We start from the raw sequence: 10,047 nt of genomic DNA, 5'->3' as shown, positions 1-10,047 counted from the left end.
GTCTTCATAGTAAACTATCCCAGTATTGTCAGAAACTTAACGTCTTGTGAGGATGTACTAAGTGCTAACTTCAAAATAATTGAAATGCTTACGCTAAATGACGACAAGAAAAGCCTAAGCAATCTAACGAAGAATCAGATATTAAAAACCTAATCTGTATGACAAATAAAAAAATGCCTCTGGGAGTTGACTCCCAGAGGCATTTAGTTTTAAATGTAGATAACGGTTACAGTGTGTTGACGCACCCTGTAACGAACAAATAAGCACACAGACTGCGTTATTTGAACAGCATTAAATGCCCGTATAGGTGCATTTTATCCAAAATCTGCTTTCATATCAACTCTATTTGCTATACATTTTAAAAACTGCTTGTTCGCTCGTTACATTTTCGTGCTGCTCTCTCTGTACCCGTTACCCGTCAAATGGGTGGCAGGCCTCGGTGACGACTGCGTTTGACATAAGGGTGAGCTCCCTACAGGGGTGACTAGACAAAGGATCAGAGCAACGCAATGAGTGGTTACTTGTGCATATCGTAGCGGTATATTGGGCGAACGCCCTTGCTAGCGTATGACAGCACAGTAGCGGTTATGAGCGTGTCTAGGCGGTGCTATCAGCCGTAATCATAACAGCCGTAGCTTGATACAGTGATACGGTCTTGATGACGCGATGGGCGATGAAGTCGGCATGACTAATCACATCAAATTCAAGGAATGCACTAAAGTGTTTGTGAGTATTTTTATTATACTCATAATTGCTTTAGGGTGAGTGTTCCTTGAAATCTGCTCAAGGCTCCAAAATCAGCATAAATTCACTTAGGCTAATTTAAGTAGTATATAGCCCACTAGGCTATATACTATGAGAGTTCAGAGAAAAATTTAGAATATTTATTATACAACCATCATTTATTCAGTGAGTCGATATTGTCATGGTGGATTCATAAGCTTAGTGTGAATAGAACGGGATTGACTTATTTATTGTTAATTGTCTCTCGCATCTTTTCAATCTCTGCAGTCAATGAGCTACTCTTTTCCTGTTCTGATTGATAGTTAATTGAAAGCTCATCATACTGCTCACTCAATGCAGTGTGCTCAGTACTAAGCAAAGTTCTCTCATGATTTAACGTGTCGTGTTGCTTAATCAGTAGCTGATGATCTGCTTCAATCTTAGCTTGCTTTTGAGTAAGCTGCTCATTAATCCCTGATAACTTATCACGTTCAGCGATTATGGCCTTTAACTCTCCTTTCACTTCTGCTGTAAGATTCGTTATCTCGTTGCGCTCAATAACGACTGTCTTTAGCTCATCCTTAGTTGCTGTCAGTTCTGTTTGCAGACGCGCGATCTCTGCTTTATCGCTATTAGCAGTGGCTTCAAGCGTGGCCACCTTCGATATGTTGGCACTCAGCTCTTTTGATTGCTGATCAAAACTGCTACGCAGGTCACCAAGTTGGGCCTGAGCTGCCACTGTTTTAGCTCGTTCAAGTTCTAGCTGGTGCTGAGTATCGCTGAGTGTCTGTGTCAGCACATCCCGTTCAGCAGTCACTTGAGCCGCGGTGATAGCCGTTGCCTCTGCAGTTGCTGTGACCTCATCGAGCTGTTCTAACAAATCAGCCTGCTCACTCTCTAGGGTCTTAACCGCTTCTTGAGCTTCATCTGTCTCAGCTTGCGACTTGGCCTTAATACTCTCTAGAGCCTCCCGTTCTTTAACCAGACGATCATTGGCAATATCAATGGCCGTCTGCCACATATCCGCACCAAGCGTTTGTAAGCGTTCAGTGATACCACTTGGTAGCTCAACCTGTCTTAGCTGCTCTTCTTGTTGGTTATCCTGACGCCAAGACTTCATAGCTTCACTGATGGTCGTGAATGATCCACCACCCAGCGCCTTACGCACTTCGGCTAAAGTAGGTTTGATACCTTGTTCGTGCAGTTGATCAGCAATAGCATGAATTTGCTGTGTAGTAATGGCCATAATTATTGTCCTTAATTTTGTATGAGTAAATATGTAGCGTTTGTAGTATTTTTTATATAGTATAATACAATATACAACATACTACAATATAAGGCTTAAAAAAACCTCAAGTAATCTTGAGGTCACAATCATTAGATTAGGGCTAACGATCAGTTAAGTACTCTTCTAGCGCATTACTATCATTTATTAATGATTAGCGCCTGTTTGCTTGGTTTTATCCTTAAATTTGGCAATGATACTGGCCTCAGTAAAGAACGCTTATGGTTTAATACTGCCACGGCTAACACCTGACCAGTCGGTGACTTCTGGAATGTCTGATAGATCAATGTCGTCATCATTAAGCGTTGCTAAATGCTCTAAATCTACTTGTTGCTTGGCCGTTAGTGGTGGTAGCTCGTCTATTTGATAACTAACTTTGTTCACACTGGCTCCCTTTCATTTTTTTGACACGTCTAGCTGAGATAATGCGTATAACCTCACCATTATCTATTTCTGTTTGCGTATGGGCTACCAATAGGACGGCGGTACCGTCTACTGTACCCAGCGCTTGCCACTGCTTTTCATCATTTTCATACCTGTCTTGCTGACGCAGGCATAAAAGGTCTAGAAAAACTCGGGCGGCTGCCTCAAATAATAAACGGTGCTTACGCTGATTGGTGTTTTTTTTGTTCATCCCATTCAAATCTAATACTTATCTGTTCTCTCTGTCAGTATGCTCTTTATAGATTAGCAATTCATCTTGACTGACAGCTGTTACTTTCTGGTATTCAAAAGATAGCGGTACTTGATTGGTTTGCGCCACTTGGGTCAAGAACAATTTAATCGCTTGAGACGGCGTTAGACCATAGCTTTCAAACACGGCAAAAGCATTTTCTTTTAGCTCTTGATCGAGCCTGATATTATAATTAGTTGTCGTCATGGCATTACAAATGGCTTATCTGTGTACATATAATATAAACCATTTGTATAGACAGTACCAGATTAATCACTCTTTTTTCTTTGCTATGATTTTTGCTTAGGGAACGTATAACCTACCGCCAGCAAATGCTTTTTATGGGTCTTTAAAAAAGCTTCATCTCTTAATTGAGTGTGTAACCAGCTGATCACTTCTTGGGTACTTTTTCCTGAAGGCGCATAGCTACCAAATGGGGCATAGTTAGCCAATAGAGGCGCAAAACGGTCGATCTGTTTGACTGTTAAGGATGGTATATCTCTATTCTCATTATTCTGATTTAAGTCCTCCAGACTTTTTTTCTTGGTGGGCTTAGCTTTTACATTAAATTTTAGTCCTGTGACGGTACGACCACGTTTGACGTTTTCATAGGTGATTTTAATATCTGACTTTTCTGTTATTTCTTCAACGCTTGGGTTGATGACTCGACTTTTTAGGTTGTTAATACGTTCGTAAGATTTAGAAAGAGCTAGCTCCTCTCTAATTTCTTCAAGTGACATTGTCCACGAGCTCATTGCCTCATGTTTTTTGGCCAGATGGTATATATCTATTGAATATTCACCCTTCAGTTTAAGTACATCTTCTTTTTTATATTTAGTGAATGGATTATTTTCATCAAAAACCTTCAACATCAGTAGCACTTCATCTGTAAAACATAGAGACACATAGCCATCTTCATATATTGATCTGATGACCCACTGTACATTGACACGGCTACCGCGTTCATTTCTATAGCTAAAAAATCGCCTCATCATCGTTTCACTAGCATCTTTTAATTGAGTATAAGCAGAATCCACTTGAATGTTGCAAGCCTCTGCAAATGCTTTCGCGGTTATCTCTATAGTGTCTTTTTCAGTGGCATCTATCAAACGCACTACTGAACTAGCAAGCAACAGCAACCGTTTTTCATCAAGTGTCATTTCATAAAACGCTTGTAGAATACGATTTTGCATAACAACCCAATTTGCAGGGTATTTCTTCTCATATAAACCAACTTGGTTAGTCATATCTACGCCTTAATACTCAAATCTATCTAATTGTAGCATAATACCTGCTGATTGTAGCTTTTAACCTAGCTGATTGTAGCTTTTAACCTAGCTGATTGTAGCATTAACCTAGCTGATTGTAGCTTTATAGATCTTGAAGCCCTTAACTGGTAAGGTCTGAGAGCTTCCTAAAAGTCTTTAAAAATCTTTAAAAGTAAAAAATATGTTTTTATATTAAATAATAGGAAAAAAGCTCAAGAACTGACGGATTTGAGATGATAATATGAGCGACCAATCACTTATAGAACTGTTCAGTAGCTCAAAACGCTATGGTCAATTTACTCGGTATCAATCTTTATTCTCATAGTTCGGATTAAGCTTTGATCTTTGAAAATCTTCAAAAGCACGGTCAAAGATATTTTGAATGTCTTCATCTGTCATTCTGGCCAACGCTGTTTTCATACTCTCAGTATCAGTCTCATTTTTTGTAGATAACTTGTCTTCATTTTCAATAGTCATTATCGACACCTCTGTAAACACATCTTAAAGCATTGCTAAAACGCATAAAAAATACTCTTATATGCGTTCTACGCTCTGTTCGATACGATGGTAGCTAAAGCTATTTTAAAACGCTTAAAACAGCTAAAAATCGTCTTCTAGCATTTCGCTAATTAGAAGACGATTCAGTTGTACTGATGAATAGGCTATTGCTAACAGTAACAGTTATTGAGCTGCTGAATCGTCATCAAACAATGAACCGTACTCACTATCTTGATTGTCTTCATGTGAAGTAAAACTGCTTGATACCATCTTAGCCTCACCTTGCATCTTATGAGCAATTGACTTTAAAAACTCACGGTGCTTTTTCAAACGGACATATTTTTCATTATCGTGTGCGTCTAAAAAAATAGCTTGCAGTTCATGATTATCATCATCGTCTAATGCGTTGGCCAACCACTCCCCCAATATTTTATGTGCTTCAAGCCTGTCCTGATCAATCTCTTTTTTAAGAGCCTGTAATTGCTTAATCTTATTTGCAAATAAATCATCTGATATTACTGACATTACCCCATCCTTTTTTTAGCCAACTATGATAGAGTTGATCCTAGCAGTACATACATAGGTATGCAAGGTAGTAAAATACACAAGACCACATCGTTTCGTGGGCGCAGTAGTATTTTAACCCTCTGTTAAGAGCGAACTTAGGAGTTTATGTAAAAAAGACCCACAAGGGGTACTATTTTTTTACATAAACTCCGTCGTTCGGCAGGGGGCGAACCCCCTACAACCCCCAAAAAATCATCTCTCAATATTGGGTTTTTTTGCTATGAATAATAAAGGGTTCCATTTGTCGGTTAGCGCCGTTAGTAAGGCGAAAAATCATAGCGTGGTGGCAAAGTCGGCTTATAATTCTGGCTCAAAACTGGTTGATGAACAGTCAGGAGTCGTCCACGATTACACCAGTAAAGCTAAAGACAAAATCTTAAATTTAGTGGACAGTGATGGTACTAAATACACTCAAGTTATTGAGAAAAATGTAATGCATACGGCGTTGATAACGCCAACGCTTGCTGGGGATCTAGCCGTGACACGTGAGGGTTTTTGGAATGATATCGAACGCATTGAGACTCGTAAAAACGCCCAATTGGGTACTGAGATTGATGTGATGTTTCCTGATGGGATCACCGCTGATCAGCGTATAGTTTTGGCCGAGCGCTACGCTCAAACCTTATCTGATCGCTATAACGTGCTTGTCGATGTAGCCATTCATCGGCCACACAGTCACGAGAAACATGTGGGGGAGGTTGAAGTGGTTGAGCTGACCAGTCGTAACTTTCATGCCCATATTTTACTCTCAAGCCGTGAGATAGTAGCGGATGTTGAGGGTTATGCTTTATCAGCACGCAAGAATTGGTTGCAGTGGTCAACGGAGGAGCGTTTATCTAAGGGGTTAAACGGGCGCGGCGATGAGCTTAAATATCAACGCACCCTTTGGGCGGATATGGCCAATGAGCTACTGCCTGAGAATAAAACCATTAGTGAGAAATCTTACCGTGAGCTGGGCATCAGTCGTTTACCAAAAATGAAACTGGGTAAATCACTATATAAGGATATTCTCAAAGGCAATCGTTCAGTGATTCACGAGTACAACGAGACGATTGATGAGATCAATGCTTACATTGAAAAAAATGGTTTAGTAATTGAGTACGACGACAAGGGACGTATTGACCTAGAAAGCAATGAACAAGAGGTTAACGGCGTCACAATACATTATAAAAAGCGTAAACCCTTTGCGCGAATTGAGCTCAGTAACATCCGCTTTGTAGATCCTGCCGCTAAACTTGAACCCGCTATTCCTAAAAATAACAGTCAGACGCATAGTGATGCGGCCAATGATCACGCACTTGATGAGCTTTTAGCAATCTCAGCCAACTTTGTGAGTCAAAAAAAGATGGTACGCAGCGCCTTATTTTCAACCATTGATGCGCTGCATGAAGAGTTAGCGCACCAGTCTAAACAGATTATTACCATTGATAAAAACATTAAGAGTACCCAGCGGTTCACCGAGGAGGTGGGACAGGATTTTAGTGAGCCCCGCCAAAAAATGATTGAGCTTGCCAGGCAGATAAGCACAAAAGAGCAAAGTGAGGCACTAAAGGCGGCTTTAGCGTTGGTTGAGGAGTTTAGACAAGATGATACCCTACAAACAGGCCGCGCTGTTAGCCGTCTTGAAGAGCAGCTGTCACAGATTGATAAAATGGTGCTGAACAATAAAACGGTTTTAAAAAAGCTGATCCCGCTTAATAATGAAGTCATTGCTGACTACAAAGGGTTGAAGGCCACGCTAAAACCCTTTGCCGCAAAGCTGAATAAACTGGCGACTGGCTTTAAAGCTCTTGATGAGATTGATATTGAAAAATCCGACTTATCCTTACAGTGGGATCAAGCGTTTTCGGATCTACAAGATATAGACGTCACCAATAACATGGACACTTATCATAAGTTTGCCGCATTTGCAGATCTGGATGTTGAGCGCTTTAAAGCGCTTGAGCAAGAGCGTGAGGCGCTGCGTGCTCTTAAAGCGGTAGAGATAGATGATACCGCTGAGGCACGTTTGAAGATGCTTGTATCTGATGTAAAGACATTTAAAACCGCCAATAATGAAGACATCAAACAATTAAAGCTGCAAATCAATACCAGTCAAAAAACCTATCAGCGCCTATCGCCGTTTTATGAGCAGCGTATTGCCCTTCTTGATCAAAGTGAAGCGGTGATTGTGCAAGATGATGACTTATACGATGAGATTACCCGTACCAAGACCACTCAATTGAACGCAGATCGGCTTGATGACTGGCGCAACCGTACGATGAGGCTTCAGTACCAGCTCAACAAAGCACATGAGCAAGCAGAGCTTAAGAAAAAGGCTGAGCGTGCACGAGAGGAAGCAGAGAAGCGGCGGCAAGAAAAACAACAAAAAGAGCAAGATGCTACTGCCCTTGCGCGTACCCGACAGGCAGAAGTCAAGGCGTATCAGAGCAGGTTTGATAATATGCTGGTACGGGTTAAAGACCGTATTGATAAGATCGACTTTAAAGCGATTGATACTACTGCCACTGTGATAGAGGTGGCTGAAAAGTTAGCTGCTGAGGCCCTCGTTTTAAAAACGCTTCAGCATACTGATAACGTCACCGCGTTGCAAAAGCGTTTGCGAGACACGGATGCAGAACGGGTGACGATAGACAGAGATACATCGGTACAGACACTATTACAAGCGCTCGGCACGCTTCCTAGCGACCGTCATAAAATTGATACTATAAACGCGCTTAATGAGCGTTTTGAGCAGGTTCCTGACATCCGCGTGGGCACGCAAAATTTAGCGCAAATCTTGGCCGCACAAGTGCTGGATATAGACAAGGCTATTCAAGAAAAAGCGCGCCATTACTCGTCACCACGCCCATTTTAGTTGTGATGATTACAATAATGAGTACTTACTATGAATAAAAATGACCGCACTGAGCAAGACATACACGATCAACTTGTTAACCTAGTGACTTCATTGACTCCGGTCATTGGGGCCTTGCGTGAGCTGATTAAGCGAGCCGATGATGCGGTAGCGAGGCGGCTTGAGCGTTCGCTTAGCGGTATTGATAGCAAGGTGAATGAGGTGTCTTCTGCCATTGAAGAATTAGGTAGTAGCGCAAGCACGACTTCGCAGGCATTGAGTCAGTATCAAGAACTCGTGTTAAAGCAGCTACAAGCGGCAGTGACTGCTTTTACTGACAATGATATGCCGCGTCGTTATGATGACAAAATAGCGGGCATCATCACCGATATGAAACAGCAGATTGATACGGCTGTAGAGTCGGTCGTCACTGCTAAAAACGATAGCATAGAGGTACAAATCAGTACCATGCAAGGAGTTGCTGATAAACTTAGCGCAAGCGCGGACAATCTAGCCCTATTCACCAATCAGTACCAAGCTGGTCATAAGCAGATTATTGAAGATATTGAGACCTTTGAGACCACCACCAAAACGCGGATTGAGCAGGTCGAGGCTAGAGCTAGTAAAGACTTGGACAAAATTTATAAGTCCATTGAGACTATGAGTATTAAAAGGATTGCAGCCGTTGTCGCAGCGGGTACGATGGCTGTGATAATAAGTTTGGTGGCCCTGGTATTTTGGTATGTGCCAAGCTTTGATGAGATTGCAGAGATGAGATACCAGCAAGCAGAGCTACAGCGCGGCATCGATGAGCTTGAAACGGGGTGGAAGCAGGCATTTGATAACGCTCAAAGTCAGCAGATTATTTTGGCTTGTGATGTTAATGAAGCGCAGCCTGATGCAATCAGCTGGTGCGTTAGAGCAGACAGTAAGAGTGTTTTGAGAGATGAGAGAGGCTTTGTTTATTATAAAATAGCTGGGGTGCCGCGTGCAGAGCCGACTGAGTAAAGGCATATGGTAATAGTAAGCCATATTGCCCAAAAGTGCGTCTTCTGAGACATATAAGACTGAAAACAGGCTTGTTTGATTGTCGTTATCTTTGTCTATATCAAAAAGCCAGATAATGACACTTTATCTGGCTTTAAGGGTTATTGTTTCTTGTTAAACAAGAGGTTTGTAAATATAAGCTAAAGCCATTACGCTGCTTGGTTAGTGTGAGCTGTGACCAACTCTATAAAAGCAGTTTCAAGGGTGCTTAACGCATAATCGTCAACGATAAGACCGTCATCTAGCTGTCGTTGCACCCAGACATAAACCGCTTCATCATTATAAAGAATGGGGTCAACACCAAGTAGGGTTGCCAGCTGTACGCCTTGCTGTATTTGTAAGCTTAATAACAGCTGAGAGGCTAACGTTTTAGTCTGTTCACTAAACCATGTGCAGCTATTGAGCCGAGATAGATTGTTATTCATTGGTATTCTCCTATAGACCATTATATACATATAATAAATAAAATGACTTACTACAGGTCAAATTATACCTATATTTTAATCTATTGCAAGAGAAAATAACCTTCTGTAGGTCTTTTTATTCGTTTAAAGACAATCACAGCTCATGACAACGTTATTTATGCTGGTGACTCACTGCTGTCCTCATTTATGATTTCGTATAAATCACCAACATTGATTCTAAGATAAGTACATAAAGACTCGATGACATCTAGATCAACGCGGGTGGCTTCTTCATGATACATGCGAGTAATGGTGCCACGATTGATGCCAGTATCTCTTGAGATATCGGCAATTTTAAGGCGTCTTTCACCCATGATGGTCGATAAGTGACACTTCACCATAGTGGTTCCCTCATTCATATTAGTGGTTTTTGATTGGTGAGCGGATTATAACGAATATGAGCGGCTAAAGTATTGCTTTTAGTAGCTCATATTGATACTTGATAGCTACACTTTATATGTTAGCAGTCAGTTTACTGGGGCATCTCAGTCTTTGACAAATTTATGCAGTTTTATGAATATTATTCACATAGAAATTCAGTCGATATCAAAGATATAGTTATTTTTTAAAAATGTTGCTATTCATCTAACTATTGAGTAAAGTCTTAATAATACTCAAATACTCAAATACTCAAATACTCAAATACTCAAATACTCAAATACTCAAATACTCAAATACTCAAATAC

11 protein-coding genes are annotated in these 10,047 nt (G+C 40.9%); 2 read left to right on the top strand and 9 right to left on the bottom strand.

The annotated features are described in order from the left end of the window. Positions 1-967 precede the first annotated feature (967 nt). The 7 genes from ACTXGO_RS06275 to ACTXGO_RS06245 all read right to left on the bottom strand — a co-directional run bounded on the left by ACTXGO_RS06275 (position 968) and on the right by ACTXGO_RS06245 (position 4,972). Positions 968-1,969, bottom strand: a complete 1,002-nt coding sequence (locus tag ACTXGO_RS06275; RefSeq protein ID WP_114701934.1) for a DNA-binding protein — start codon at positions 1,967-1,969, stop codon at positions 968-970. Between the two features lie 258 nt (positions 1,970-2,227). Beyond that, positions 2,228-2,392 carry a hypothetical protein gene (locus tag ACTXGO_RS06270; protein WP_156410068.1) on the bottom strand — a complete coding sequence of 55 codons (165 nt, stop codon included), beginning with the start codon at positions 2,390-2,392 and terminating at the stop codon, positions 2,228-2,230. Further along, positions 2,379-2,642, bottom strand: coding sequence for a BrnT family toxin (locus tag ACTXGO_RS06265; RefSeq protein WP_226949371.1), 264 nt, complete (start codon positions 2,640-2,642; stop codon positions 2,379-2,381). The genes ACTXGO_RS06270 and ACTXGO_RS06265 overlap by 14 nt, the downstream gene beginning before the upstream one ends. Before the next feature lie 18 nt (positions 2,643-2,660). After that, positions 2,661-2,888, bottom strand: a complete 228-nt coding sequence (locus ACTXGO_RS06260; RefSeq protein WP_114701935.1) for a type II toxin-antitoxin system RelB/DinJ family antitoxin — start codon at positions 2,886-2,888, stop codon at positions 2,661-2,663. Between the two features lie 83 nt (positions 2,889-2,971). Next, a complete protein-coding gene (locus tag ACTXGO_RS06255; RefSeq protein WP_058368520.1) occupies positions 2,972-3,928 on the bottom strand; it encodes a replication initiation protein in 957 nt (318 codons plus the stop codon). A gap of 327 nt (positions 3,929-4,255) precedes the next feature. After that, positions 4,256-4,426: a hypothetical protein gene (locus ACTXGO_RS06250; RefSeq protein WP_162799535.1), complete on the bottom strand. Its 171-nt coding sequence runs from the start codon at positions 4,424-4,426 to the stop codon at positions 4,256-4,258. Positions 4,427-4,630: 204 nt separating this feature from the next. Continuing rightward, the gene (locus ACTXGO_RS06245) at positions 4,631-4,972 is read right to left on the bottom strand and encodes a hypothetical protein (RefSeq protein WP_114701936.1); all 342 of its coding nucleotides are present in this window, start codon (positions 4,970-4,972) and stop codon (positions 4,631-4,633) included. A 262-nt stretch (positions 4,973-5,234) separates the two neighbouring features. Between ACTXGO_RS06245 and ACTXGO_RS06240 the strand changes: the two genes are divergently transcribed. Both ACTXGO_RS06240 and ACTXGO_RS06235 read left to right on the top strand, forming a co-directional pair. Continuing rightward, on the top strand, positions 5,235-7,871 hold the full coding sequence (locus ACTXGO_RS06240; protein ID WP_443543611.1) for a MobA/MobL family protein: 2,637 nt from the start codon (positions 5,235-5,237) through the stop codon (positions 7,869-7,871). A gap of 30 nt (positions 7,872-7,901) precedes the next feature. Continuing rightward, positions 7,902-8,858: a hypothetical protein gene (locus tag ACTXGO_RS06235; protein ID WP_443543613.1), complete on the top strand. Its 957-nt coding sequence runs from the start codon at positions 7,902-7,904 to the stop codon at positions 8,856-8,858. Between the two features lie 188 nt (positions 8,859-9,046). Here the strand turns inward: ACTXGO_RS06235 and ACTXGO_RS06230 are convergent, their stop codons facing one another. Both ACTXGO_RS06230 and ACTXGO_RS06225 read right to left on the bottom strand, forming a co-directional pair. Continuing rightward, the gene (locus ACTXGO_RS06230) at positions 9,047-9,322 is read right to left on the bottom strand and encodes a hypothetical protein (protein ID WP_201608773.1); all 276 of its coding nucleotides are present in this window, start codon (positions 9,320-9,322) and stop codon (positions 9,047-9,049) included. 155 nt (positions 9,323-9,477) lie between these two features. Beyond that, positions 9,478-9,702, bottom strand: coding sequence for a helix-turn-helix domain-containing protein (locus ACTXGO_RS06225; RefSeq protein ID WP_057758779.1), 225 nt, complete (start codon positions 9,700-9,702; stop codon positions 9,478-9,480). Positions 9,703-10,047: the final 345 nt, after the last annotated feature.

The sequence above is a fragment of the Psychrobacter sp. T6-1 genome (assembly GCF_052258445.1).
Note: the sequence above shows the minus strand (reverse complement) of the source record. Positions and strands in the feature narration are given on the sequence as shown.